At 72.2% G+C, this 23,301-nt stretch carries 19 protein-coding genes and 1 tRNA gene; 7 read left to right on the top strand and 13 right to left on the bottom strand.

The genetic code is table 11. The annotated features are described in order from the left end of the window. Positions 1-7: 7 nt before the first annotated feature. Positions 8-1,681 carry a putative bifunctional diguanylate cyclase/phosphodiesterase gene (locus tag ACIQMR_RS22160; RefSeq protein WP_401390307.1) on the bottom strand — a complete coding sequence of 558 codons (1,674 nt, stop codon included), beginning with the start codon at positions 1,679-1,681 and terminating at the stop codon, positions 8-10. 680 nt (positions 1,682-2,361) lie between these two features. On the opposite strand from ACIQMR_RS22160, the gene ACIQMR_RS22155 reads away from it, so the two are divergent. After that, the gene (locus ACIQMR_RS22155; protein WP_401389838.1) at positions 2,362-3,579 is read left to right on the top strand and encodes a M6 family metalloprotease domain-containing protein; all 1,218 of its coding nucleotides are present in this window, start codon (positions 2,362-2,364) and stop codon (positions 3,577-3,579) included. 120 nt (positions 3,580-3,699) lie between these two features. Here the strand turns inward: ACIQMR_RS22155 and ACIQMR_RS22150 are convergent. The 6 genes from ACIQMR_RS22150 to ACIQMR_RS22125 form a co-directional block, all read right to left on the bottom strand. Beyond that, positions 3,700-3,773 (bottom strand) — tRNA-Lys (locus tag ACIQMR_RS22150). Then, complete coding sequence (locus ACIQMR_RS22145) at positions 3,764-4,426, bottom strand: bifunctional DNA primase/polymerase (protein ID WP_401389835.1); 663 nt, start codon at positions 4,424-4,426, stop codon at positions 3,764-3,766. The genes ACIQMR_RS22150 and ACIQMR_RS22145 overlap by 10 nt, the downstream gene beginning before the upstream one ends. A 180-nt stretch (positions 4,427-4,606) precedes the next feature. Continuing rightward, positions 4,607-4,975: a hypothetical protein gene (locus ACIQMR_RS22140; RefSeq protein ID WP_401389832.1), complete on the bottom strand. Its 369-nt coding sequence runs from the start codon at positions 4,973-4,975 to the stop codon at positions 4,607-4,609. 95 nt (positions 4,976-5,070) lie between these two features. Beyond that, positions 5,071-6,405: an AAA family ATPase gene (locus ACIQMR_RS22135; RefSeq protein WP_401390304.1), complete on the bottom strand. Its 1,335-nt coding sequence runs from the start codon at positions 6,403-6,405 to the stop codon at positions 5,071-5,073. 8 nt (positions 6,406-6,413) lie between these two features. Further along, positions 6,414-8,003, bottom strand: coding sequence for a hypothetical protein (locus ACIQMR_RS22130; RefSeq protein ID WP_401389829.1), 1,590 nt, complete (start codon positions 8,001-8,003; stop codon positions 6,414-6,416). Between the two features lie 139 nt (positions 8,004-8,142). Beyond that, positions 8,143-9,279, bottom strand: coding sequence for a hypothetical protein (locus ACIQMR_RS22125; protein ID WP_401389826.1), 1,137 nt, complete (start codon positions 9,277-9,279; stop codon positions 8,143-8,145). A 752-nt stretch (positions 9,280-10,031) separates the two neighbouring features. On the opposite strand from ACIQMR_RS22125, the gene ACIQMR_RS22120 reads away from it, so the two are divergent. Continuing rightward, positions 10,032-10,652, top strand: a complete 621-nt coding sequence (locus ACIQMR_RS22120; protein ID WP_401389823.1) for a histidine phosphatase family protein — start codon at positions 10,032-10,034, stop codon at positions 10,650-10,652. Between the two features lie 7 nt (positions 10,653-10,659). Here the strand turns inward: ACIQMR_RS22120 and ACIQMR_RS22115 are convergent, their stop codons facing one another. Beyond that, positions 10,660-12,039 carry a tetratricopeptide repeat protein gene (locus tag ACIQMR_RS22115; RefSeq protein ID WP_401389820.1) on the bottom strand — a complete coding sequence of 460 codons (1,380 nt, stop codon included), beginning with the start codon at positions 12,037-12,039 and terminating at the stop codon, positions 10,660-10,662. Between the two features lie 316 nt (positions 12,040-12,355). Here ACIQMR_RS22115 and ACIQMR_RS22110 point away from each other — a divergent pair, with 316 nt between their 5' ends. Both ACIQMR_RS22110 and ACIQMR_RS22105 read left to right on the top strand, forming a co-directional pair. After that, a complete protein-coding gene (locus ACIQMR_RS22110) occupies positions 12,356-12,817 on the top strand; it encodes a hypothetical protein (RefSeq protein WP_401389817.1) in 462 nt (153 codons plus the stop codon). A gap of 196 nt (positions 12,818-13,013) precedes the next feature. Beyond that, on the top strand, positions 13,014-13,880 hold the full coding sequence (locus ACIQMR_RS22105; protein WP_401389814.1) for a spermidine synthase: 867 nt from the start codon (positions 13,014-13,016) through the stop codon (positions 13,878-13,880). Between the two features lie 52 nt (positions 13,881-13,932). Here the strand turns inward: ACIQMR_RS22105 and ACIQMR_RS22100 are convergent, their stop codons facing one another. After that, on the bottom strand, positions 13,933-14,490 hold the full coding sequence (locus ACIQMR_RS22100; RefSeq protein ID WP_401389811.1) for a hypothetical protein: 558 nt from the start codon (positions 14,488-14,490) through the stop codon (positions 13,933-13,935). A 69-nt stretch (positions 14,491-14,559) separates the two neighbouring features. Between ACIQMR_RS22100 and ACIQMR_RS22095 the strand changes: the two genes are divergently transcribed. The 3 genes from ACIQMR_RS22095 to ACIQMR_RS22085 all read left to right on the top strand — a co-directional run bounded on the left by ACIQMR_RS22095 (position 14,560) and on the right by ACIQMR_RS22085 (position 18,283). Beyond that, positions 14,560-15,249 carry a response regulator transcription factor gene (locus ACIQMR_RS22095; protein WP_358669505.1) on the top strand — a complete coding sequence of 230 codons (690 nt, stop codon included), beginning with the start codon at positions 14,560-14,562 and terminating at the stop codon, positions 15,247-15,249. After that, complete coding sequence (locus ACIQMR_RS22090; RefSeq protein ID WP_401389808.1) at positions 15,246-16,682, top strand: sensor histidine kinase; 1,437 nt, start codon at positions 15,246-15,248, stop codon at positions 16,680-16,682. Before ACIQMR_RS22095 ends, ACIQMR_RS22090 begins: the two co-directional genes overlap by 4 nt. Positions 16,683-16,789: 107 nt before the next feature. After that, positions 16,790-18,283, top strand: coding sequence for a cellulose binding domain-containing protein (locus ACIQMR_RS22085; protein ID WP_401389805.1), 1,494 nt, complete (start codon positions 16,790-16,792; stop codon positions 18,281-18,283). A gap of 142 nt (positions 18,284-18,425) precedes the next feature. On the opposite strand, the gene ACIQMR_RS22080 is transcribed toward ACIQMR_RS22085, so the two are convergent. From ACIQMR_RS22080 to ACIQMR_RS22065, 4 genes are all read right to left on the bottom strand, one after another. Continuing rightward, on the bottom strand, positions 18,426-19,835 hold the full coding sequence (locus ACIQMR_RS22080; RefSeq protein ID WP_401389802.1) for a GH1 family beta-glucosidase: 1,410 nt from the start codon (positions 19,833-19,835) through the stop codon (positions 18,426-18,428). Positions 19,836-19,952: 117 nt separating this feature from the next. Next, positions 19,953-20,852, bottom strand: coding sequence for a carbohydrate ABC transporter permease (locus ACIQMR_RS22075; RefSeq protein WP_401390302.1), 900 nt, complete (start codon positions 20,850-20,852; stop codon positions 19,953-19,955). A 12-nt stretch (positions 20,853-20,864) separates the two neighbouring features. Then, the gene (locus ACIQMR_RS22070) at positions 20,865-21,878 is read right to left on the bottom strand and encodes a carbohydrate ABC transporter permease (RefSeq protein ID WP_401389799.1); all 1,014 of its coding nucleotides are present in this window, start codon (positions 21,876-21,878) and stop codon (positions 20,865-20,867) included. A 29-nt stretch (positions 21,879-21,907) separates the two neighbouring features. After that, positions 21,908-23,221, bottom strand: coding sequence for an extracellular solute-binding protein (locus tag ACIQMR_RS22065; RefSeq protein ID WP_401389796.1), 1,314 nt, complete (start codon positions 23,219-23,221; stop codon positions 21,908-21,910). Positions 23,222-23,301: the final 80 nt, after the last annotated feature.

Below are 23,301 nucleotides of genomic sequence, written 5' to 3'. Positions count from 1 at the left end.
CTGGCGGTCAGACCGCCAGGGGGCTGACGCCGATCATCCCCGCGATCCGGTCGGGCGCCACCGCGCGCGAGTACAACCACCCCTGCCCCGTGTCGCAACCGATGCGCCGCAGCCGTTCCGCCTGGCCCGCCGTCTCCACGCACTCCGCGGTGACCGTCAGTCCGAGCCGGTGCGCCAGCTGGACCATCGCCTCGACGATCGTCTCGTCCGCAGGGTTCGGATGCGTCCCGTCGTCGTAGCGGAAGCCGCGAACAAACGATCCGTCGAGTTTCAGTACGGACACCGGAAGACGGCTCAGATAGGCGAGGTTGGAGTACCCCGTCCCGAAGTCGTCGATCGCGATCCGGACGCCCATGTCGCTCAGCGCCTGGAGTGCCTGGAGCGGCCGGCCGGCCGAGCCCATCACCGCGGACTCGGTGAGTTCGAGCTGCAGCAGATGCGGCGCGAGGCCCGTCTCCGCCAGGATCCCGGCGACGTCGGCGACCAGGTCGGAGTCCCAGACCTGGCGTACCGCGACATTGACGCTGACGAAGATCGGTGTGTCCGCGGGGTGGTCGGTCTGCCACTGGCGGGCCTGCCGGCATGCCGTGCGCAGGATCCAGCGCCCGAGCTGGACGATCGAGCCGTCCTCCTCCGCGATCCCGATGAACCGATTCGGCGCCAGCGTGCCGAACTGCGGATGGATCCAGCGGACCAGGGCCTCCACACCCCGCACCGCCCCGTCCGCCATGCACACCAGCGGCTGGTACTCCAGCGAGAACTCCCCCCGCTCGACGGCCGGCCGCAGGGTCGACGACAGTGCCTGACGGGTCATCCGGTGGGCGTTGCGCTCCGGGTCGAAGAGGGTCCAGCGAGCCTTGCCGTCCGCCTTCGCCCAGTACAGCGTCGTGTCCGCGTCCTGCATCAGCCCGGTCGCGCTCGTGCCGTCGGCCGCGCGCTCGACGACACCGATGGAGGCCGAGACCGACAGCCGCTGCCCGGAGAGGTCGAACGGGTGCTGAAGCGCGGCCAGTACGGAACGGGCCAGATCGGCGAGCTGTTCCGTACCGGTGGAGTCCTCGACCAGGATCGCGAACTCGTCGCCGCCGAGCCGTGCCACGAGATGGCTGCCCCCGCGCGTCTGGCCGTCGCCCTCCGCGCACTCGGTGAGCCGGCCCGCCACCGCCGTGAGCAGCCGGTCGCCGACGCGGTGGCCGAGCGTGTCGTTGACGGCCTTGAAGCCGTCGAGGTCGAGGTAGCACAGTCCGATGCGGCCCGTGCCGCCGTGCTCGTACGACGAGGAGTCGAGCGCCGCGCTGAGCCGCTCGAAGAACAGCGTGCGGTTGGGCAGCCGGGTCACCGGATCGTGCATCTGGAGATGGCGCAGACGCGCCTGGAGTTCGCGCCGGTCGCTGATGTCCGCGACGGAGAGCAGCACGCGCCGGCCGTCCGGTGCGGGGACGACGGTGACCTCGGCCCAGACCGGATGCCCGTCGGCGTGTTTGAGGCGGCGGGTGCAGCGGAAACGGGAGCGCCGTCCGCCCAGCACCTCGCGGTACGCCTGCCACGTACGGCCGTCGGTGGCGAGGTCGACGAGACCGGCGGCGGGCTGCCGGCACAGGGCGTCGGGTTCGGTGCCGAGGAGCGCGGCGAGTGCGTCGTTCGCGGTGACGACGAGGCCCTCGTGGTCGACGAGGGCCATGGCGAGCTGGGCGGCGTTGAACGCGGCGCGATAATCGGCGAGTTGGGAGGCGGGAGCGGGCCGGTCGGCGGACTCGGGGGCGACGGCCGTCGGGGCGGTCGGGCCGGTCGGCGCCAGGTCCCGCGCCATGGCCGTGGCGAGGTCACGCGCAACGCTCGCGGCGAGGTCCCGCGCGGCGTCCGGCGCCGTGACCGATGCGCTGGACGGCGCGGTGGAAGGTACAGGGGAAGGCGCGGTGGAAGCATCACGCTCCGTGACCGGAGGGTGGGTGCTCCCGGGAGCCGCGACGGCCGCGGGACCCCGTCCTTTCGTGTTTCCGCTCACCGCTCGCTCCCGCAGTGCAGTCGTGTCGTTCAGGTCTGGCCGGGGCCGGGAAGTCGGGAAAGTGTGCCGATCATAGAGGCTGGCCGGGCGACCGTTCCAGCTTCTCGGTGGCGACCGGGAGCGCCGGATGGTCCGGACCGATCGTTTCTGCACGGCTTAGACCCTGGCCAGAGCTCTCGTGACCGGTTGTGACTTTCCGTGCGTCGTCGGGGTGTCGCCTCGAGCCTCACCCGACCGGGGCAGCGGAACAGTGCGAATCCTCTGAAAAGCACACAAGCTGGGTGCGGTGTCCTGCATTCCGCAGCCGGAGGTCGCACGTGGAGGGTCAGCAGCCGCACGAGGGAACACCCGGGGGGGTGGAACGGCCGACCCTGCGTGCCGCGGCGGCCGCGTTCACGTCCCTGGTGGCCCTCGTCGCCACCTCCCTCGTGGCGGGCCCCGCCTTCGCCGACACCCCCGAGGGTCCCTGCGCGCTGCCCCGCACCGCTGCCCACCATTCGCTGGGCCTGGACACCTGGAACTCCTCGTATCCGCGTCCGAACCGGGCCCTCGACGCGGTCCTGGTCTTCCTCTCCTTCCCGGACGCCACCCCGCTGACCACACCGCGGCAACTGACCGCGGACCACTTCCCCGCGACCAGTGACTTCTTTCGTCAGGCGTCGTACGGGAAGTTCACCCTGCGGCCGCACCCCGTCGCCCGGTGGATCCGGATGCCCAAGGCGTCGACGGACTACCGGATAAGGCGGGACTGGGAGCCCGAGCGGCGCACCGCCTATCTGCGGGACGCGGTCGCCGCCGCGGACCCGGTGGTCGACTTCTCGCGCTACGACGTCGTCTATCTGGTCGCCGATCCGGACGCGCCGGGCGTCGACTCCGACGCGACGAAGGTGGTCAACTTCGAGGAGCCCACGAGCGCCGACGGGGTCGATCTCAAGCGGGCCGTCACCGTCTTCGAGCGGCATCCCCCGGACCGCCATGTGCTGGCCCATGAGACAGGGCACGTGTTCGACCTGCCGGACCTCTACAACCGGCCGGTGGACGGCAAGGGCGACTGGGACACCCACGTCGGGGACTGGGATGTGATGGGCAGCCAGTTCGGGCTCGCCCCCGAGTTCTTCGGCTGGCACAAGTGGAAGCTGGGCTGGCTGGACCGGCGGCAGGTGCGCTGTGTGAGGGGGGCGGCCGACCGGTTGGTCACCCTGGAGCCGCTCGGGGCGCCGCCCGCCCCCGGTGGCTCCGTGGGAACGCGGCTCGCCGTCGTCAGGACGGGCGAGAACAGCGCGCTGGCGATCGAGGCACGGGGAGCGGCGGGCAACGACCTGGGGACCTGCAAGGAGGGGGTGCTGATCTACCGCGTACGCAACGAGGCGGCGTCCGGGGCAGGGCCCGTCGAGGTGATCGACACCCATCCGGAGAGCGGCGCGTGCTGGGACCGGTCGGTCTACCCGCAGCTGGCGGACGCACCGCTGGGGGTGGGGGAGACGTTCACGGTGCCGGAGGCGCGGTTGCGGGTGGAGGTGAAGGACCGCACACGGACGGGGGCGTGGACGGTGAAGCTCGCGATGGTGCGGTGAGCCGGGTCCGCCGAAGAGCCCGCGTCCGCCGAAGAGCCCGCGTTCGTCGTCCGCGGTCAACGAGGAAGCCCGCGGTCAACGAAGAAGCCCCTCGCTTCCGCGAGGGGCTTCTTCCGTCTGTGCGCCGCCAGGGACTCGAACCCCGGACCCGCTGATTAAGAGTCAGCTGCTCTAACCAACTGAGCTAGCGGCGCCTGCTGACGTCGTAGACCTTAGCATCCTGATCGGCGGGAGGAAAAATCGATATACGGACCCTCGCGGCGGAGGTCGCCCGGGCCGCCCGGACGCAGGCCCAGAGCAGAACCTCGGGCCCCGGGAGCCAGGGGTGCCGGGTGTCGGGAGCGACCACCCAGCGCGGTCCCGTGCCGTTGGCGGCGGGCGGCGGGGAGAGTGGCGGGACGGTGATCGCGTCGCCGCTGCCGTGGCAGAGGAGCGGCGGCACGGCACTGCCCCACTCCTCCCAGCCGAGGAGGCTCGGTAGCCGCTGAGCGGTGCCCGGGGCGGCGAACAGCAGCATCCGCCCGCGGTGGAAGGCGACCGGGCCGGAGCCGGGACCCTCCGACCACAGCCGGTCGAGCATCCGGCGCCCGAAGATCGCGGGCACGTTCACGACGTCGAAGACGCCCCCGCCGCACGACACGACGACCGGCGCACCCGGCCGCGACTCCCACAGCGTGAGCGTGGACCGCGGGCACGCACTGGCGGACGCGAGCCAGTCCGCGCCCTGCGCGGTGATCTGGGCGACGTGGTGCTGCCCTCCGTCCCGGAGGAAGGCGAAGATGTCCCGCCTGCGCTCCTCGTCGGCGGCGGGGCTGAGGGGCGTCTCGTCTCTCGGCCAAGTGCTCATGGCATCTACATGTACGGGGAGTCACCGCGCGGTTTCCACGAGTTGCCGAAACGCGGGACAGGGGGGCCCGGGAGGGGTATCTTGCCCCCCGGCATATGCCGAGTCGATGTTGCCCGGTGCACGGCGGGGTTGCCGGTGCGCGGCGGGCGGCTGTCCCCGAACCGGGCCGCTACCGCCGGGTCACGGCCGCCGGCGCGTCGTCTGCGGATCCGGATCCGGACCGCGAAGAAGGTCCCGGCCGAAGTCGATCATGCGCTTCGCGTAGTCCTCGCTCCACTCCGCCCGCCGCGCGATCTCCGCCGCCGTCAGGCGGTCGAAACGGCGCGGATCGGCGAGCTGAGCGGCCGCGACGGCCTGGAACTCCAGGGCGCGGTCGGTCGCCGCCTGGAAGGCCAGCGTCAGTTCCGTCGCGCGGGACAGCAGGTCCCGGGGGTCCTCGATCGACTCCAGATCGAAGAAGTGCTCCGGATCGGAGGCGACCTCCGTGGGCTCGAAGAGCAGCGGAGAAGGCCGTACCCGCCGCTCGCTCCGCCCCGACGACTCCGCCATGCGTGTCTCCATCCTCGTACTTCCCGACCACCCCATTGTCCCGCCCCGCACAAGGGGGTCCATGAGGAGCGGCCGGGCCTTCGCCGCGCCCTTCGCTACGGCGTCCACACCACCCGGTGCTCGGCCAGGTGCGAGAGCACCGCGTGGTTGGCCTCCCAGCCGTCCGGGAACTTCACCGTGACCCCCAGCTGCACCGGCTCCGTGGACGGATGCTCGTCGAGCAGCTCCGCGACACCCGCCCGGCACACCACGATGCAGGCGTGCCGGTGGCGGGACGCCAGCACGCACAGACGGCCCGTCTCCAGATGGAACGCCGTCGCGTCCGGGCGGCCCGAGAGCGGATGGAGGACGACTGTGACGTCGTACTCACGGCCCTGGAGCCGGTTCGCCGTGTCCACGGTGACCCCCGCGACCCCCAGCTCCGCGAGCGCCGCCCGCACCGCCGCCGCCTGATCGCGGTGGGCCGTGCCGACGGCGATCCGGTCCGGGGCCAGCGGCGCCGGGTCCGGGGAGCGCTCCGAGACCGAGGCCCCGCCCCGGTCCAGCAGCCTGCGCACCACCAGGGCCACGGCCCTGACCGCCTCCGGGTCCGTGCGCGGCGTGTGCCGGGCGGGCAGCTCCAGCAGGCCCCAGCCCGACTCGGCCGCCTCGTCCAGGACCCGGTCGGGAGCCGAACCGTCCGACGGAACCCCGAAGGCGAGCCGCCGGTCGCCTCCTGCCGTGCCGCTGCGGAACGGCGTGTACGGGTAGAACGCGCCGGAGACCAGCGGCGCGGCCGAGGCAGGCAGCCGCCAGGACACCGGCAGCCGGTGCTGCGGCAGTTCCGGGTTGTGCGCGAGCAGCGTGGAGACCGCGCTCGCCGACGGGTCGTACGACAGCCCCGCCCACTGCTCGGCCCCGACCACCGAGAACGGGTCGAGCTGGCCGGGGTCGCCGACGAACAGCGCCCGCTCGAAGAGCCCGGCGACGGCGAGCAGCGCGTCCGACCGCATCTGGTACGCCTCGTCCACGATCGCGTGCCGCCATGGCTCGACGCCCTTGACGTGCGCCCATTTCGCGGCGGTCGAGATCACCACGTCCAGGCCGGCGAGATCGCCGACCTTCGCCGACTTCCGTACGCTCGGCAGCTCGTCGAGCGCCTTGTCGTACGGATCGGGGTCGTTGCTGTGCAGCCGGCCGACCGGCAGCTCCGGCTCCTTCTCGGCGAGCCGCAGCACCAGATCGTCGACCTGCGCGTTGGTCTGCGCGACGACCATCAACGGCCGCCCGGCCGCGGCCAGTTCCAGTGCGGCCCGCACCACGAGCGTCGACTTGCCGGCGCCCGGCGGTGAGTCCACGACCACACCCCGCGCGTCCCCGTGGAGGGTGTCGTCGAGGATCCGCGCGGTGGCCCGCCCGGCCTCCGCGCCGGGGTCGAACAGCGGGGTCACGGTGCCCGTCACAGCAGTTCCTCCGGGGTCACGGTGTCGGGGCTCTCGGCGGCGTCGCCGCGCGGCGGACCACCGTGCGTCCACGGCGTGTCCTCGGGCTCGGGCAGTTTCGGCCCGCCGCGCTGTTCGTGCTCGAAGAGGGTCCAGGCGAGGGACACGCCGGTTTCCGGCACCGAGCCCTCGGCCGGGTCCCTGGACCGGCCCATGCGGTCGAGCAGTCGCAGGACGACCGCGCCGTCCTCCTCGTACCGCACGAACTCGGCCGACTGCGGCTTGCCCTCCAGCGAGCGGTACGCCTTCACGCCCGCGCCGAGGTGCGGGCGGTCGTTCGTACGCACGGTCAGCAGCGGCCGTGGCGAGGGCCGTTTTGACTCCGACCAGGCCATGGTCACGTCGGTGACCTCGCCGACGAACGCCTCGCCCGCGAGCCGCCGTCCGGCGAGCACCAGGGGGTCGTCGAGCGCCTCCTGCGCCTCCAGTTGCGCCTGAGCCGTCTCGCGGGCCGCGAGCTTCTGCGCGGCGGTCACCGCGTCGTCGCGGCGGGGCTGCGGCGGCTCGCCCGCCCGGACCCGGTCGCGGTGACCGGTGAACGACCAGCGGTCACGGGTCCAGCGGTCGGCGGCGCGTGGGCCCTCGGGCAGCTCCCGCAGCAGGTCCAGGCCCTGCCACACCGCGTCCCAGGTGGGGCGCAGCACTCCCGCCAGCAGCGTGCGGATCTCCCGCTCGGCCGCGCTCAGCCGCGCCAGTTGCTCGTCGGCGGCGGCGCCGTCCTCGGCGGCGGCGAGGGCCTGGCGGGCGCGGTCGTGCCGCTCCATCGCGGGCGACAGCAGCCTGTTGTCGAACGCCGGATCCGTCGCGGGGCCGGCCGGCGGGCACACCAGTTGGCCCTCGCGGTCCCGGCCCACCTCCGCGCGCAGCGCCGCCTCGGCGCCCGATGTGCCCTCGGGAGGGTCGATCCAGGCGAGCAACGCGCCCAGGTGCTGGTCCTCCAGATGGGACTGTCCGGTCGCCCAGTGCCGGCCGAGTAGATCCGTCATCGCCGGCAGCAGCGCGGAGCCGGGCACCCGGGCCCGCTCGCCGTAGTGCGTCAGCCAGCGTCCGAGCAGCGGCACGCGAGGTGGCGCCGGATAGGGCGTGTCAGGATCCTGCTCGGCCGTCCGCCGGAAGCGCATCGACCGCCCGAGCAGCCGTACGAATTCGACGCCGGGTCGGGACGGCACGATCAGCTGCGGGGCGTCCGCGCACAGCTCGACCTCGACCTTGACGCGTTTCCCGGTCTCCGGATCCGTCTCGTTGCGCTCGGCGGGCTCGACGTCGTCCGCGTACCCGTCCAGATACGGAAGCACGGCCTCCGCCAGCTCGGCGAGAAACGCGAACCGCAGATCACGGTCGCGCGGCTGCGCCACGGTCAGCAGCCGCGGAGCCTCCCGCTCCGTCCCGACGAGCGCGCCGAGCGGGGCACCCGCCTCACCGGCCGTCGTGAGCGGCACGAACACCAGCGGCCGCGCCGACAGATGGCGGTGCCGCACGGTGGCGAGCGGCTGCGCCCGCCCGCGCTCCACGGCCTCCAGCCGGGCGAGCGTACTGATCAGCGACACGTCTTCCTCCCCGGCCCGGTCTCCGGGGAGCCGCCCGCCGGCCGAAGGTGGCGGCCCGCCCCGGCCCGCGATCCACAGCCGTACGTAGACCTGTGCCCGGATCCGCAGCCGTACGCGGACCCGAGCCCGGACCCGGTGCTCACGCCGGCCCCCTGTCCGCAACCGCCGCGCCGAGCGCCTCCGCGCGCAGTGCCGCGGCCCTGCGCAGCGCCTCGACCGTCGGGTCCGCCGGGTCGCCCGATGCGCCGCGGGCTGCCGAGAGGACCTCGGCGACTCCTGTCAGTCCGCCCAGTTCGCCCCGTACCGAACGGCCGAGCGCCTCCACCGCGCCGGCGTCACGTGCGCGCTCGCGGCAGTGGAAGGCGAGCTCGCAGGCGGACAGACACTCCGGGGCGTAGGCGGAGGGGACGGAGTCGACCGCCGACGTCAGTTCGCCGGGTGAGCAGCTCTCCACATCGAAGCTGACGTCGTCCGGGAGCGCCGACGCGATGTCCTCGACCCGGGTCAGCCGGGCCAGCTGCCGCCGGGTCACGGACAACTGCTTGCGTACGTCGACCACCGACGCGGCCGGCAGATTGGAGAAGTCCTTCGGGCAGACGAGCAGCACCGAGTGGTCCACCGACGCGCCCTCCGTGAGCGCCGCCACCCGCTCCAGCGCCAGCACGTACACCGCGGCCTGGCGCGCGGCCGCGCCGACCTTCGACGCGTCCGCCGAGTCGTCGATCATCGGGAAGGACTTGATCTCAACGACCGTCCACCGGCCGTCGGGATGCACCACGACGGCGTCGGGCTCCAGATACGCCGGTGAGCCGGCCACCTCCAGCGCCAGCATCGGATGGTCCAGCAGAGTCCACTCCGCGACGCCCGTGGCCTCCCGCAGGGCCAGCGAGGTGCGCGCGGCGCGCCCCTCGGGACCGGCCGCCGTCAGATCGGGGACCCGCGCCGCGTAGGGATCGGCGACGCCGAGCAGCCTCAGCAGTTCCGTACCGCCGTCGGCCTTGACCCGTGCCTCGAACGCGTTGCCCCGCATGAAGGCGAACTGGGACTGGCCGAACGGCGCGGGCGCGCCCAGCGACCGGGCGAGGGCGGCCTTGTCCACCCCGGCGCCGTCCAGGAGCGCGCGCCGCTTGCAGCCGGGATTGGCGGCGAGGGCCGCCAGCGCCCGGGCGTCGAGCGGATGCGGCGCGGTGGCCGGCCCGCGCAGCTCGGCCAGTCGCTGCCGGAGCGCTGTCACCGGCGCCTGGGGAGGAGGTCCGCTGTCCAGGGATGTGCTCACCCGCGGAAGTCTCGCATCCGCCAGTGACAACCGGGCACGAGTCACCGATCCGGGCCCATCCGACGCCTAAGCCGGCCGGCCCCGGCGGGAACGGCAGGGCGGGAACAGCGGGGCGGGAACGGGGCGGGCAAAGCCGGTGCACCGGCCCCCGCAAACGAGCCCGCGCCGACGACCCTGACCTGATCGGGCCCGGCCCGGCAGGTACGACCGGTACGACCGGGACGTGACCTGTGCGACCGCCCCGCCCTGAACCGATCGGACGCCCGGACGACGGCGGTTACGGCGGTTACGACGACCGTCCGGACCGCCGTCGGCAGAAGAAGTCGAACACCTCGACGATCCTGCTCGTGGTCGCGACGGGACCTGCCCGGCCAGGCACCTGCCCGGCCAGGCACCGGCCCGGCCTCGCCGGGGTACGACCGCGACGTCGGCCTGCGCGAAGCGCCCCGCCCTGAACCGATCGGGCTTCCTTGGGCCCCGGCCCGGCCTCGCCGTGCCCGCGAGGCGCGTCGCGGGTACGGCGAGCAGCGACCCCACCCCCGGCACCCCGCCCCACCACAGCGATCCCGTCACCGCAACCCCGGTCACCGCGCCGAAGGAGCGGTGGCTCGCCGGACCCGGCACGACCACCACGGTGACCAGCGCAGACCCGCGCGCCCCAGCGTCCTCGCCGCGGGCCCTCGGTCCGGTGCGGGCCCGCACCGCCGGGCCACGCCGCGTCACCCGTCGTCCATCTGGGCGATGATGGACGTATGGCACCGCGAATATTCCTCGCCCGGCACGGCCAGACCGAATGGTCCATGCTCGGCAGGCACACCGGCCGGACGGACATCCCCCTCCTGGACGAGGGCCGCCGCGGAGCGAAACTGCTGGGGGAGCGGCTGCACAGGTCCCCCTGGGACGGACTCCCGGACGCCGAGATCCGCACCAGCCCCCTCTCCCGTGCCCGCGAGACCTGCGAACTCGCCGGATTCGCCGACCGCGCGCAGGACTGGGACGCCTTGATGGAGTGGGACTACGGGGCGTACGAGGGCATGACGCAGGCCCAGATCCACGCGATCGACCCCGACTGGTTCATCTGGCGCGACGGCGTGCCCGTGGGTTCCCCCGGGGCGCGGTCGCGGGGCGAGACCATGGCGGAACTCTCGGCCCGTGCGGACGGGATCGTCGAGTACGTACGCTCGGCCGACCGCGACGTCCTGGCCTTCGCGCACGGCCACATCCTGCGCGTCCTGTGCGCACGTTGGCTCGGCGAGGACATCTCCTTCGCCGCCCGGATCAAGCTCGACCCGACGAGCCTGTCGGCGCTCGGCTGGGCCTACGGCGCCCCGGCGATCGAGCGCTGGAACGACACGGGCCACCTGGGCACCTGAGCGTGCCTCAGGCTCCGGCGGTGGCCGCCGTCATCGCGTAGCGGTTCAGGAAGGGCGCCACGCCCGCCGCCCGCCGCAGGGGCCTCAGCACGGCCGCGGTGTCGGCGAGCATCACACGGATACGGGACGACTGGACGTCGGTGTCCAGGACGTCGAGGACCTGCTCACCGACCGCGGCGGCTTCGGCGGGCGCACCGGCACGGGCCAGGTCCGAGGCCAGTTGCGCTCGGTAGAGGGCGAGGTTGCGGGCGAAGTGCGGGTTCTGGAGGGTCGTCGCACGATGTGCGTGGCGTGCCGCCCGCGACCAGTCGCCGAGGGCCGACCAGCACTGTGCCTCCAGGGTCTGGAGCTCCGGCTCACCGAAGAAGGACATCCACTCCGGGTCCTTGTCCGAGGGGCCGCGGCCGAAGAGCGTGTGGGCGCGGGACAGTGCCCGCTCGCAGCCGCCGCGGTCGCCGAGCCCGGCCCAGCCGCCCGCCTCGCGGAGGGTGAGCAGGGCCAGCAGCCGGTCGGAGCCGAGCTGTCCGGCCGCGCGTTGTCCCGCCTGCGCGGCGCGTACTGCCTCACGGTGCCGGCCGGCGTCCCGGGCGAGGAAGGACGTGTTGCAGAAGGCGTGGGCCTCCAGTGCCGGGTCCGCGGCGACCCGCGCCGTCGCCAGCGCTTCCGCGTAGTGCGAGCGGGCGTCGTCCAGCCGGCCGGAGTCATGGGCCAGCCAGCCGACCGAGATGGCCAGTTCACCCGCGCCCGTCGCGAGCCGTCCGGCGGTCGAACTCCGTGTGGTGGCACCGGCGTCGAGCAGTGCGTACGCGGCGCGCAGCGGCTGGGCGGCCCGCTTGTAGAGCCCGTCCGCGCCGTGCCGGTCGTCGAGCAGCCGGATCTGCCGTACCGCCTCCTCGACGGCGCTGACCTCGGACGCGCCGACCCGCTGTCTGGGCAGCTCGGAACGGAGTGCCTCGGTGCCGGGCAGTGAGCCGAGGCCCAGGGATGCGGCCGCCACGGTGACGGTGCCGCTGGTCATGAACGCGCGACGCAGCACGTCGCTCTCCTCGTTGCTGTAGGTGCTGTTGGTGCCGTTGTTGCTGTTGTACGTATCGGAGGCCTGTGGTGTTCGGTCGCGGGAAGCACGGCCGCGTACCGTCTCCCGGGCCGAGAACCCCAGATCCGCCAGGGCCAAACCCGGGAACATGTGCAGGAACACGCGCTCGTAGGCGTAGTTGGGGCAGCGGATCTCACCCGCCTCCACCCGTCCGATGTAGCGGGCGTCGCAGGCGACCTGTTCGCCGATCTCCCGTGCCGCACGGCGGACGAGCGCGGCGAACTCACCGGGTGACCGCTGTCCGCGCAGCCGCCGGAACATGAGGTTGGGAACTGCCCGTGACGACGCCATGGCCGAGCCCTCTCCTGTGGTACTGCCGGAGCCTTCTCGGTTTCCTTCGGATCCTTCGGACGCGAGCTTTCCTGCGGACGCGAGATTCCTTGTTCCAGATTCCTTGCTCCGGCGGGGCAAGAACGTACCTGCTGTGACGGCTCGAGTACGCAGCGTTTGGCTACAAACGGGATATCTCACCCACGATCTGCCATGAACTGCCACCCTTTGCGGCGGCGTGCCGCCGTAGCCCTTGACGCCGACGGGCGTTGAACCATGCGGGGACGAAGTACCCGTCCCTACTCGGCGAGGAGGGGTTCCCTTGTTGGAGGCTGGCATGGAGACAGGCAGCGGCTCGCGGACGAGCGCTCAGCACCTGCCCACCGAGGAGTACAGCGTGGCACCGGGGTCGGCCGGCACGGTCCCCGAGGAGCCGTGTGACCTGGTCACCGTGCCGACCAGGCAGGGGCTGGAGGCGGTGGACATCCTGCGCCGCGGCTGTGCCCCGGCCGTGGGTCCCGTCCTCCACGACCGCAGCTGCGACACCCTCGGCTTCCTGGTGCCGCCCGGCACCGCGGCGGGCTGGGACATGCCCGGCAGCGCGTGTACGCAGACCTCGGGCCGCGGACTGCGCATCCCCGCCGAGCCGGGCACCCCGGCAGGTCCCGCGGAACCTCCGGTCAACGGCTCGGGCTGGCTGCTGCCGCCCGGCGACACCGGCCCGGTCACCGACCCGGTCGTCCTGCGCGAGGCGCTCGGCCAGGCGGCCCGCATGATCGAGGCCGCGGACAGCATCTAGCCGTGCCGCGGACGGCGTCGAGCCGTTCCGCGGACAGCGTCGAGCCGCGGACGGCGTCCAGGGGCGGCGTCGGGGGACAGCGTCCGGCGGCCCGGAAGCGCCGGGTGCGCGGGCCGGCCCCGTACCTGTGGCGCCGCCCGGTGCGTGCGGAACCGCCCGGTGACCGCGCCGTCGCCCGGCGCCGGATAATGGCCGTGTGGCGAGGAACAAGCAGCGTGGACGGTCGGCGGCGGCCGAGGTGGTCGTCGAGGCCGTGGACGGCGGGCTCGCCGAGCTGATACCCGATCGCGACCGGCCGCGTGGCTGGACGCTGCTGATCGACGGCGCACCGCAGTCCCATGTGGACCTCGACGACCCGGCCCTGCTCACCTTCGAGTACCAGCGCCGCCTCGGCCATGTCATCGACCTCGCCGCTCCCGCCGGCCGGCCCCTGAACGCCGTCCACCTCGGCGGTGGTGCTTTCACCCTCGCGCGTTACCTCGCGGCGACCCGTCCGCGTTCCACCCAGCAGATCGTCGAAGTGGACGGACCGCTCGTCGAGCTCGTCCGTGCCAGGCTCCCGCTCGACCCGGGCGCCCGGATACGGGTCCGTTCCACCGACGCCCGTGCCGGGCTCGGCAAGGTCCCGGACGGCTGGGCGGATCTCGTCATCGCGGACGTCTTCAGCGGGGCGCGCACTCCCGCGCACCTCACCAGTACGGAGTTCCTCGCGGAGGTGCGCCGGGTACTGAAACCCGGCGGGCACTACGCCGCCAATCTCGCGGACGGTCCGCCGCTCTCCCATCTGCGCGGCCAGATCGCCACCGCGGCCACCGTCTTCCCCGAACTCGCCCTCGCCGCCGACCCGACCGTGCTGCGCGGCCGCCGCTTCGGCAACGCCGTCCTGCTCGCCTCCGACCGGCCGCTGCCCGTCGCCGAACTGACCCGCCGGGTCGCGAGCGACCCGCACGCCGGACGCGTCGAACACGGCAAGGCCCTGGCCGACTTCACCGGTGGTGCCGCCGCCGTGACCGACGCCGCCGCCAAACCCTCTCCCGTACCGCCGCCGTCGGTCTTCCGCTGACGCCCGGCGTCCGCCGCGGCGGACGCCGGGCGTCAGCGCGCGCGGCCGGTGCTCACCGCTCCTCGATCTCGACCCGCGGCGCCGTGTCGTGCCAGGTGCAGAAGACGTCGATCTCCCTGTCGTTCTGCGAGAACGTGACCCGGATGTAGGTGGGTTGCTTCCAGATCTGCATCGTCCAGCCGCCGGCCGGAGTCGCCGAGACCAGCTCGGCCGAGCTGGGCCCGATGTCGTAGGCGACCCGGCCGCCCTCGACCGAGTAGCTCTTCACGGTCCCCGAAGCTGTCGGCGCCGAAGGGCGCTTGCTCTTGCTCGGGCCGCCGCTCGGCCGCTCGGACGCAGGCGGGGCCGACGACTTGTCGCTGCCGCTGTCCGGTGGGTCCTCGGGCGAGGCCGACGACGCCGACGTGCTCCCGGGGAACCGCGTCGAGGACGACTGCGGCGTGGAACCCTGGGTGTTGCGGGCGTCGGTCGTGATCGGCAGGGCGCGCGGCGGGTCGTACGCCGTGCCCGCCATCACCGTGTGTACGCCCCACCACGAGAGCGTGACCGCCGCGCCCGTGGCGAGCAACCACGCGAAAGCGTGTACGAGTCCTCTCTGCATCCGGGCCATACTGCACCACGCGTGCCGACGCCGTCCCAGGGGGGACCGGGGTCGACCGCATGGCGTACGGTGCCGCCCATGGCAAGTGTGCTCGTGGTCGAGGACGACCAGTTCGTGCGCTCCGCCCTCATCCGGCACTTGACCGAGGCCTCCCACACCGTACGGAGCGTCGGGACGGCCCTGGAGGCGCTGCGCGAGGTGGCCCATTTCCGGTTCGACGTGGTCATTCTGGACCTCGGGCTGCCGGATCTCGACGGGTCCGAGGCGCTGAAGATGCTGCGCGGCATCACCGACGTACCGGTGATCATCGCGACGGCACGGGACGACGAGACGGAAATCGTCCGGCTCCTCAACGACGGCGCCGACGACTACCTCATCAAGCCGTTCTCCGTCGAGCACCTCTCGGCACGGATGTCGGCCGTGCTGCGCCGCTCCCGGGCCGCCGTGGGCGAGGCCCCGCCCAGCAGGGTCATCCAGGTGGGCGGGCTCTCGATCGACCCGCTCCGCCGGCAGGCCGAACTGGACGGCAGCCGACTCGATCTGACCCGGCGCGAGTTCGACCTGCTCGCCTTCCTCGCCGGCCGGCCGGGCGTCGTCGTACCCCGCAAGGAACTGCTCGCGGAGGTGTGGCAGCAGTCCTACGGCGACGACCAGACCATCGACGTCCATCTGTCCTGGCTGCGAAGGAAGCTGGGAGAGACCGCCGCCCGTCCCCGATACCTGCACACCCTTCGGGGTGTCGGAGTGAAGCTGGAGCCGCCGAGATGAGATGGGCGCTGGTCAGAGTCTGCCTGGCGGTCACGACGATGGTCGTGGTCGCCTTCGCCGTCCCGCTCGGGATCGTCATCCAGGAGATGGCCAGGGACCGGGCGTTCTCCAACGCCGAGCGACAGGCCGCCGCCATCGGCCCCACGCTCTCCATCACCACCGACCGCGGTCAGCTGGAGCGCGCCGTCGCCTCCACCAAGGCCGGTGCCGAGGGCCGGATGGCGGTGCACGTCCCCGCGTCCGACGAGACCGGCGGCCAGGATCTGGAGATCGGCACCCGGCGGGCCGCCGTGAAGGACCTCGTCACCACGCAGCGCCTGGGGCGCGCGTCCATCAGCGAGGTCACCGACGGCTCCGCGCTGCTCCAGCCCACCGCGCTCAGCTCCGGAAAGATCGCGATCGTCGAGGTGTTCGTCCCCGAGGGCGAGGTCAGCAACGGTGTGACCACCGCCTGGCTGGTGCTCGCGGGGGTCGGCGTGGCGCTGATCCTCGGCTCCATCGCGGTCGCCGACCGGCTCGGCGTCCGGATGGTGCGGCCCGCCCAGCGGCTCGCGGGCGCCGCGCACGACCTCGGCGAGGGCAAGCTCGGGGCGCGGGTCAAGGAGGAGGGACCGACCGAGCTGCGCTCGGCCGCCGTCGCCTTCAACTCCATGGCAGACCAGGTGGTCCAGCTGCTCGCCAACGAACGGGAGCTGGCCGCAGATCTCTCGCACCGGCTGCGTACGCCCCTCACGGTGCTCAGGCTCAACGCCGCCTCGCTGGGCACGGGCCCGGCCGCCGACCAGACCAGGTCCGCCGTGGAGCAACTGGAACGCGAGGTCGACACCATCATCCGTACGGCGCGCGAGGCGAAGCCCCAGACCCAGGCGACGGCTCCCGGCGCGGGCTGCGACGTGTCGGAAGTCGTCCGGCAGCGCATGGAGTTCTGGTCGGCGCTCGCGGAGGACGAGGGGCGCGAGGTCCGGCTCGCGGGCGTGGAGCGCCCCGTGCCGATACCGGTGGCCAGGCCCGAACTCGCCGCGGCCCTGGACGCGCTGCTCGGCAACGTCTTCCGGCACACCCCGGAGGGCACCGCCTTCTCGGTGGACGTGCACAACGGCGAGGACGCCGTGATCGTGCTCGTCTCGGACGCCGGCCCCGGGATCTCCGACCCCGAGGCGGCGCTGATCCGCGGCAACAGCGGCGACAGGGACGGCTCGACGGGCCTCGGCCTGGACATCGTGCGCCGGGTCGCCGAGTCGACCGGCGGCGACGTGCGCATCGGGCACTCGGTGCTCGGCGGTACGGAGGTGCGGATCTGGATCGGCCTCGGCGGTGCGCGCGGCCGGCAGGGACAGCTCGGGCACCGCATGAAGCGGCGTGCCAAGAGCGGTTCCGGCAGCCGCAGGGGCCCCGGGGGCTTAACCATTAACCGCCTCCGATGCCGCCCTTAAGCGCGCCCTAAGAACATCGACCGCCGTCCGTGAACTGCCGTTTGTCCGTTCTCGTGTCGCTAGCGTGCTGCCGCACCCCACTTCCGTAACGCAGAGGCAGGCACGCGATGGGCACCAGCACGCACCGGCGCAGGGCGGGCGGCAGGACGAAGACGATCGGCGCGGTCGTGGCCGCCGCGGTCATCGGCGGCGCGGCGTTCGTCTTCACCGGGACGGCGCAGGCGGCCGCCGTCGGCGCCGCGTACACCAGGACCAGTTCGTGGGACGGCGGCTACACCGGGCAGTACGTCATCACCAACGACACCGGCAAGGCGCAGTCGGGCTGGACCCTCGAGTTCGATCTGCCGGCGGGCACGAGGATCGGTTCCCTGTGGAACGGCGACCACACCGCCGACGGGCGGCACATCACCGTCAAGCCCGCGAGCTGGAACAAGGAGCTGGCACCCGGCGCCTCCGTCACCGTCGGCTTCGTGACCTCCGCGAGCGGCACGGCGGGTGACCCGTCCGGCTGCCTCATCAACAACGCCACCTGCTCGGTCGACACGGGCGCGACGCCCCGGCCGAGCGGCCGGCCGACCGAGCAGCCCAGCCCGACACCGACGGCGACCACTCCGACGAACCCCCCGAGCCCCACGGGAACGCCGACGCAGACGGCCACGGCCACGGCGACGCCTTCGGCCACGGCGACCGCCCCGCCCCCGGCCGCCGGTGGCGGGAAGTTCGCGCCGTACATCGACACCTCCCTCTACCCGGCGTACGACATGCTCGACACCGCCGCCAAGACCGGCGTGAAGGACTTCACGCTCGCCTTCATCACCTCCGGCGGCGGCTGCGCACCCCTGTGGGGCGGTGTCACGGGCCTCGCCGACGACAAGGTCGCGGCCCAGATATCCGCGCTGCGCGCCAAGGGCGGTGACGTCAGGGTCTCGTTCGGTGGCGCGGCCGGCCATGAGCTGGCCCTCAACTGCTCCTCGTCCGGCGAACTCGCCGCGGCGTACGGCAAGGTCATCGACCAGTACAAGCTCACCAAGGTCGACTTCGACATCGAAGGCGCGGCGCTGCCGGACACCGCGGCCAACACCCGCCGCGCGCAGGCGATCGCCCGGCTCCAGAAGGAACACCCCGGCCTGGACGTCGCGTTCACGCTGCCCGTCATGCCGGAGGGCCTGACCCAGCCCGGCGTCGACCTGCTCGCCGACGCGAAGAAGAACGGCGTCACGATCGGCGCCGTCAACATCATGGCCATGGACTACGGACCGGCCTACAGCGCAGACATGGGCACATACGCGGTCCAGGCGGCCACCGCGACCCAGGCGCAGATCAAGGGCGTGCTCGGGCTCTCGGACGCCGCCGCATGGCAGACCGTCGCCGTCACCCCGATGATCGGCGTCAACGACGTCACGACGGAGATCTTCAAGGTCGACGACGCGACCCAACTGGTCGACTTCGCCAGGTCGAAGGGCATCGGCTGGCTGGCGATGTGGTCCTCGACCCGCGACAAGCAGTGCCCGGGCGGCGCGCAGAACTCCGCCGACGCGACCTGCAGCTCGATCCTCCAGGAACCGCTGGCCTTCACGAAGGCGTTCGCGGCCTACAAGTAGCCGCGCCCCCGCACAGAGCCCCCCTCCATCCCCCCACAGCGCGCCCCGGCCGGCTCCCTCCATCCGGCCGGGGCGTGCGTCTGCCGACGACGGCCTCGCCCGCCTGGTGTGCTCGGACCACAGCCGGACCCGTCGTCGGTCGTCAGCAGTCGGGCAGCACCCCTGTCCTCGCCAGCTCGCCGTACCAGCGCGCGCTGGACTTCGGGGTGCGGGCCTGCGTGTCGTAGTCGACGTACACCGCGCCGAAGCGCTTGCCGTAGCCGTAGGCCCACTCGAAGTTGTCCATCAGGGACCACAGGAAGTAGCCCCGGACGTCCGCCCCGTCGGCCATCGCGCGGTACACCGCGGACAGATGGCCGTGCAGATAGCGGATCCGCTCGGGGTCGTGGACGCTGCCGTCCGCGGCCGGCTTGTCGGGATACGCGGCGCCGTTCTCGGTGATCACGAGCGGCAGGCGCGGGGCCTCGCGGCTGTAGCGCATCAGCAGGTCGTACAGCCCGGTCGGGTCGATCGTCCAGCCCATCTCCGTGACGTCGCCGGGCGGCTGGTGGAAGGCGACGGAGTCGGCGCCCGGCCACGGCGAGTGCTCGCTCGCGCCGTGACCGTCGTTCCGCTCGAGCGCCGGACCGTCACTGTCAGTGGTGGACGATACAACTGACGGTGAGTAGTAGTTGATGCCGAGCGAGTCGAGGGGGTGCCGGATGACGGCCAGGTCGTCGCCGTGGACGAAGGACCAGTCCGTGAGGCGTTCCGTGTCGGCGAGGAGATCCGCGGGGTACGAGCCGTGGAGCATCGGGTCGGTGAAGACGCGATTGGCCAGCGCGTCGATCCTGCGCCGGGCGTCCAGATCGGCCGGTGACTGCGTCCGGGCCCTGACGGCACTGGGATTGATGCTCACCGACACCTGGGCGCGGGCCGGCAGCTGGGTGCGCAGCGCCTGTGCGGCCAGGCCGTGGCCCAGATTGAGATGGTGGGCGGCGCGCAGCGCGGCGACCGGGTCGGTGCGACCCGGCGCGTGCACGCCCGACCCGTATCCGAGAAAGGCGCTGCACCAGGGCTCGTTGAGGGTGGTCCACCGCACCACCCGGTCGCCCAGCGCCTCGGCGACGATACGGGCGTAGTCGGCGAAGCGGTGCGCCGTGTCCCGCTCCGGCCAGCCGCCCGCGGTCTCCAGCTCCTGCGGCAGATCCCAGTGGTAGAGCGTGAGCAGGGGCGTGATGCCGTGTTCCAGCAGGTCGTCGACGAGTCCACGGTAGAAGTCGAGGCCGCGCTGGACGGCCGGGCCCCGGCCGGTGGGCTGGACCCGCGGCCAGGAGACCGAGAAGCGGTACGCGTTGACGCCCAGCTGCGCCATGAGCCGCACGTCCTGCGTGCGGCGGTGGAAGTGGTCGACGGCGATGTCACCGGTGTCCCCGTTCTCCACCTTGCCCGGGGTGTGGCTGAAGGTGTCCCAGATCGACGGCGTACGGCCGTCCTCTCGTACGGCGCCCTCGATCTGGTACGCGGCGGTGGCGGTGCCCCACAGGAATCCGGGCGGAAAGCTGACAGACATGAGGAGCTCCCAACGTGTACGGAAGGAAGGGGAGGACGAGGGAGGACGAGGCGATGCCGGCCGTGACGTCGGCAGCGAGGCCGGCGGTGAGGCCGGGCATCGAGGCCGGCAGTGAGGTCAGCCCTTGACGGCGCCCTGCATGATGCCGCCCACGATCTGTTTGCCGAAGATCACGAAGGCGAGCAGCAGCGGTAGCGTGCCCAGCAGCGCACCGGCCATGATCACCGACTGGTCGGGGATGAAACCGCGGCCGAGTCCGGTCAGAGCCACCTGCACGGTCGGGCTGCCGTTCTGCGTGAGCGCGATGATCGGCCAGAAGAAGTCGTTCCAGGCCATCACGAACGTCAGCATGCCGAGGACCGCCATCGCCGGCCGCGCGGCCGGGAAGACGACATGCCACACCACGCGCCAGCTGCTCGCCCCGTCCACCCGGGCCGCCTCGATCAGCTCCGTCGGCAGAGCCTCGCTGAGGTACTGCCGCATGAAGAACACGCCGAAGGCGCTGACGAGCATCGGAAGGATGACGGACTGCAGCTGGTCGGTCCACGACAGTTCGGCGATGAGCATGTACAGCGGCACGACGCTGAGCTGCGGCGGCACCATCATCGTGCCGATCACGAGCACCATGAGGAGGTTCTTGAACCGGAAGCGGAGTTTGGCGAAGGCGAATCCTGCGAGCGTCGAGAAGACGACCGTGCCCGCCGCTACCGAGCCCGCCACGACGGTCGTGTTGAGCAGCGCCGTCCCCATGTTGGCGTCGGTCCAGGCGATCTCGAGGTTCTTGAAGAGATTGCCGCCGAACCAGAACGGCGGGGGAGTCTGTGCGAGCCGGGTGTTGTTGCGGGACGCCGCGATCGCCGTCCACACCAACGGGAAGAGCGAGCCCACGGTGAACACGATCAGCACGGCATGGGCGATCCGCCCGCCGTGCAACTGCCTTCCGGCCCGGACCCGCGCCGGTTTGGCGTTCGTCGTCGGCCTGGCGGCGGCCGTCGGATCGGTGGTGGTCGTCGTCAGCACTTCAGCCCCCTACGCGCTCTTGCGGAGCCGGCGGACGAGCAGCCAGTTCACGGCGCCGATCACCAGCAGGATCAGGAACATGGTCCAGGCGATCGCCGAGGCCCGGCCGAGATGGAGGTTCACCCAGCCCTGCTCGTACAGATAGAGCCCGAGCGTCTGGAACTGGTGGTCGGCGCCGCCCGTCGCCCCCGCGCTGCCGTTGAACAGCAGCGGCTCGCCGAACAGCTGCGTCGCGCCGATCGTCGACACCACACAGGTGAAGAGGATCGTCGGCCGCAGCGACGGAACGGTCACATGCACGAACTGCTGCCACCGGGAGGCCCCGTCGAGCGCCGCCGACTCGTACAGATCGTTCGGGATGGCCTGCATCGCCGCCAGATAGATCAGCGCGTTGTAGCCGGTCCAGCGCCAGATGACGATCGTCGAGACCGCGATCTGGGAGGTCCACTCGCCGTTCTGCCAGTCGACGGGGTTGATCCCGGCCAGCCCCAGCGCCCAGTTGATCATTCCGTAGTCGCGCCCGAAGAGCAGCACGAAGACAAGCGTCGCCGCGGCCACGGACGTGGCGTACGGAGTGAGCGCCGCGACCCGGAAGAACATCGAGGCGCGCAGCCGGTAGTTGAGCAGATGGGCGATGCCCAGGGCGATCAGCAGCTGGGGCACCGTCGATATGACACCGATGGTGAACGTGTTCTTCAGCGCGTTCCAGAAGAACTCGTCCTCCAGCAGCCGGGAGAAGTTGCGCAGCCCCACCCACTCCATGTCGGTCGGCGCGGTCAGTTCCACCCGGTGCAGCGAGGCCCAGCCGGTGTAGAGGAGCGGGAAGAGCCCGAAGGCCGCGAAGAACACGAAGAACGGCGCGACGAAGGCGTACGGGCTCCACCGCACGTCCCGCCGGTACCAGCGGCTGCGGCGCGCCCGGCGCCGTTCGGCCGCGGCGGCGTCGCCCGTCGGGGACGGCCGCGCCGGGGCCGCGCCCTCCTCCCCCTGGGAGGGCGCGGCGGCAGGGATGTCACTCGCCATGCCGGTCACCTGACGGGTCACCGGCCCCGTCACTGGTCCAGCGCGTTGTCGATGGCCTTCACGGCGGCGTTCCAGCCTTCCTCGGGGGACTTGCCCTTCTGGTCGACCTGGAGCATGCCGACATCGGCCAGGTTCTGGGCGATGACCAGGTCCTTCGGACCGACGATCGTCACCGGGATGCCCTCGGCGGCCTGGGAGAAGATCTGGCCGATCGGGGCGTTGCCGAAGTACTCGTGCTTGGCGCCGGACACCGCGGGCAGGGAATAGGCGGCCTGGGCGCTCGGGAAGCTGCCGCGCTTCTCGAAGAGCTTCGCCTGCTGCTCGGGCGCCGTCAGCCAGGCCGCGAGCTTCGCCGCCTCGGTCTTGTTCTTGCCCGCCTCGGGGACGATCAGGAACGAGCCGCCCCAGTTGCTGGGCTTCGGCGCCGGGGCGACGTCCCACTTGTCCTTGCCCGCCGGACCCGCCTTGTCCTGGATGTAGCCGAGCATCCAGGCAGGGCAGGAGACCGTGGCGAAGGTGCCGTTGGCGTACCCCTGGTCCCAGGCGGGCGTGAACTGCTGGAGCTTGCCGCTCAGGCCCTCGGTCGCGAAGGCCGCGGCGGTGTCGAAGGCGTCCTTCACGGCCGGGTTCGTCTTGTAGACGACCTCGCCGCTCTCGTCGTAGAACCGCTTGGCGCTGCTGCCGGTGATCGCCGCCATCACCCCGGACGCGGAGTCCACGAAGGTGGTGCCCTTGGGCGCTTTCGCCTTGTACTGCTTGCCCGCCGCGAGGTACTTGTTCCAGTCGCCGGCCCAGAGCTTGCCGACGGCCTCACGATCGGTGGGCAGCCCCGCCTTGGCGAAGAGGTCCTTGCGGTAGCAGATGCCCTGCGGGCCGATGTCGGTGCCGAGGCCGATCGTCTTCCCGTCCTTGTTCGTGGCCTGGGCCCACTTCCACGGCAGGAAGCTGTCCTTGCTGACGCCCTCGGTCCTGCCCAGGTCGACGAGCTTGTCCGCCTGGGTGGTGGTGATCTCGGCGATGTTGTTGACCTCAACGGCCTGGATGTCGGCGAGGCCGCTGCCGCTGCCCAGGTGGGTGAGCAGCTGCGGGTAGTAGTTCTCGTTGCGCTCGATCGAGGTCTGCTTGATCTCGATGTTCTTGTGGAGCTTCATGTATTCGTCGTAGAGCCCGGCCTCCTTGAGACCGAAGGCCCCGAAGACCCCCACCGTGATCGTGGTTCTGCCCTTGCCGCCGCCGGCCCCGCCGGCGGAGCCTGCGCCGGGCTCCTCGCTGTCCTCGGCACAGCCGGCCAGCAGTCCGGCGCCGAGCGCCGCGACGACCGCCAGGATTACGGTCCTGCGCATTGCGTCCTCCTAGTGCCCTGACGTGCCGACCCCCCGGCCAACTGTCACGGTGCGCCCGTTGGTTGAAGCTGCGGCTCGGG

This window comes from Streptomyces sp. NPDC091376, assembly GCF_044757085.1.
Taxonomy (GTDB): domain Bacteria; phylum Actinomycetota; class Actinomycetes; order Streptomycetales; family Streptomycetaceae; genus Streptomyces; species Streptomyces pratisoli.
Note: the sequence above shows the minus strand (reverse complement) of the source record. Positions and strands in the feature narration are given on the sequence as shown.

Excerpts from the sequence above, each read along its gene's own strand:
- ACIQMR_RS22160 (WP_401390307.1), bottom strand. The coding sequence starts at position 1,681 with ATGGCCCTCGTCGACCACGAGGGCCTCGTCGTCACCGCGAACGACGCA.
- ACIQMR_RS22145 (WP_401389835.1), bottom strand. The coding sequence starts at position 4,426 with ATGAGCACTTGGCCGAGAGACGAGACGCCCCTCAGCCCCGCCGCCGAC.
- ACIQMR_RS22140 (WP_401389832.1), bottom strand. The coding sequence starts at position 4,975 with ATGGCGGAGTCGTCGGGGCGGAGCGAGCGGCGGGTACGGCCTTCTCCG.
- ACIQMR_RS22120 (WP_401389823.1), top strand. The coding sequence starts at position 10,032 with ATGGCACCGCGAATATTCCTCGCCCGGCACGGCCAGACCGAATGGTCC.
- ACIQMR_RS22115 (WP_401389820.1), bottom strand. The coding sequence starts at position 12,039 with ATGGCGTCGTCACGGGCAGTTCCCAACCTCATGTTCCGGCGGCTGCGC.
- ACIQMR_RS22110 (WP_401389817.1), top strand. The coding sequence starts at position 12,356 with ATGGAGACAGGCAGCGGCTCGCGGACGAGCGCTCAGCACCTGCCCACC.
- ACIQMR_RS22100 (WP_401389811.1), bottom strand. The coding sequence starts at position 14,490 with ATGGCCCGGATGCAGAGAGGACTCGTACACGCTTTCGCGTGGTTGCTC.
- ACIQMR_RS22095 (WP_358669505.1), top strand. The coding sequence starts at position 14,560 with ATGGCAAGTGTGCTCGTGGTCGAGGACGACCAGTTCGTGCGCTCCGCC.
- ACIQMR_RS22090 (WP_401389808.1), top strand. The coding sequence starts at position 15,246 with ATGAGATGGGCGCTGGTCAGAGTCTGCCTGGCGGTCACGACGATGGTC.
- ACIQMR_RS22085 (WP_401389805.1), top strand. The coding sequence starts at position 16,790 with ATGGGCACCAGCACGCACCGGCGCAGGGCGGGCGGCAGGACGAAGACG.
- ACIQMR_RS22080 (WP_401389802.1), bottom strand. The coding sequence starts at position 19,835 with ATGTCTGTCAGCTTTCCGCCCGGATTCCTGTGGGGCACCGCCACCGCC.
- ACIQMR_RS22070 (WP_401389799.1), bottom strand. The coding sequence starts at position 21,878 with ATGGCGAGTGACATCCCTGCCGCCGCGCCCTCCCAGGGGGAGGAGGGC.
- ACIQMR_RS22065 (WP_401389796.1), bottom strand. The coding sequence starts at position 23,221 with ATGCGCAGGACCGTAATCCTGGCGGTCGTCGCGGCGCTCGGCGCCGGA.